Source organism: Parabacteroides sp. FAFU027 (assembly GCF_022808675.1).
Taxonomy (GTDB): domain Bacteria; phylum Bacteroidota; class Bacteroidia; order Bacteroidales; family UBA7332; genus CAXXIC01.
Map to the genome: position 1 here is coordinate 1 of NZ_JAKZKV010000033.1, position 1,926 is coordinate 1,926.

Annotated in this window: 1 protein-coding gene; it reads right to left on the reverse strand. The window is 47.3% G+C overall.

What is annotated here, in order from left to right; genetic code table 11:
- The coding region (locus tag MLE17_RS18825) for a beta strand repeat-containing protein (RefSeq protein WP_243350311.1) at positions 1 to 1,926 on the reverse strand (1,926 nt) is incomplete at both ends.

The window sequence follows — 1,926 nt, forward strand, 5'->3', positions numbered from 1 at the left end:
CTGTTGCTCCGGTGGTGGCATAGGTGATAGTAGTTATTGCCGTATTGATACACTTTGTCTGAGCATCTGTCCCTGCTGCTGAACTTAGCGTGATTGTATTATCCGGATTGACAGTGAGTGTGCCATTAGCTGTTGCTACCACGCAACTATTACCTGTCGTGTTTACGGTGTAGTTGAATGTTCCGGATGCAGTCGGGGTGCCACTGATCGTGAAGGTGCTGCCACTAAAAGTACCGGTTACGCCAGATGGTAAACCTGTAACTGTTGCTCCGGTTGCGCCACCTCCTACACTGTAAGTGATATTTGATATCGGTGTATTGATACATACTGTTTGACTTGTTGTTGAAGGAACTGATGTCAGACTGATTGTATGGTTTGGATTTACAGTAATTGTGCCATTGGCTGTTGCTACCACGCAACTATTGCCGGTCGTGGTTACGCTGTAGTTGAATGTTCCGGATGCAGTCGGGGTGCCACTGATCGTGAAGGTGCTGCCACTAAAAGTACCGGTTACGCCAGATGGTAGTCCTGTCACGGTTGCTCCGGTTGCACCACCTCCTACACTATAAGTAATATTAGCTATCGGTGTATTGATACATACTGTCTGACTTGTTGTTGAAGGGACTGATGTCAGACTGATTGTATGATCCGGATTAACAGTGATAGTACCATTCTTAGTGATAGTTCCACAACCGCCTGTCAATGTGACAGTGTAAGGGAATGCTCCACTAACAACTGGTGTGCCACTAATCGTTACCACATTTCCAGCCCAACTACCGCTTACACCAGTGGGTAAACCGATGAAAGTAGCTCCGGTAGCTCCGGTGGTGGCATAGGTGATTGTAGTTATTGCCGTATTGATACACTTTGTCTGAGCATCTGTCCCTGCTGCTGAACTTAGCGTGATTGTATTATCCGGATTGACAGTGAGTGTGCCATTGGCTGTTGCCACCACACAACTATTGCCAGTCGTGGTTACACTGTAGTTAAACGTTCCGGATGCAGTAGGTGTGCCACTGATGGAGAAGGTGCTACCACTAAAAGTACCGGTTACGCCGGATGGTAAACCTGTTACTGTTGCTCCGGTTGCGCCACCTCCAACACTGTAAGTGATATTAGCAATCGGTTTATTAATACAAACTGTTTGTGTATTATTGGCCGATGTCAGACTGATTGTATGGTTTGGATTTACAGTAATAGTACCATTGGCTGTTGCTACCACGCAACTATTGCCGGTCGTGGTTACGCTGTAGTTGAATGTTCCGGATGCAGTCGGGGTGCCACTGATCGTGAAGGTGCTGCCACTAAAAGTACCGGTTACGCCAGATGGTAGTCCTGTCACGGTTGCTCCGGTTGCACCACCTCCTACACTATAAGTAATATTAGCTATCGGTGTATTGATACATACTGTCTGACTTGTTGTTGAAGGGACTGATGTCAGACTGATTGTATGATCCGGATTAACAGTGATAGTACCATTCTTAGTGATAGTTCCACAACCGCCTGTCAATGTGACAGTGTAAGGGAATGCTCCACTAACAACTGGTGTGCCACTAATCGTTACCACATTTCCAGCCCAACTACCGCTTACACCAGTGGGTAAACCAATGAAAGTAGCTCCTGTTGCTCCGGTGGTGGCATAGGTGATAGTAGTTATTGCCGTATTGATACACTTTGTCTGAGCATCTGTCCCTGCTGCTGAACTTAGCGTGATTGTATTATCCGGATTGACAGTGAGTGTGCCATTGGCTGTTGCCACCACGCAACTATTGCCTGTCGTGGTTACGCTGTAGTTGAATGTTCCGGATGCAGTCGGGGTGCCACTGATCGTGAAGGTGCTGCCACTAAAAGTACCGGTTACGCCAGATGGTAGTCCTGTCACGGTTGCTCCGGTTGCACCACCTCCTACACTGTAAGTGATATTTG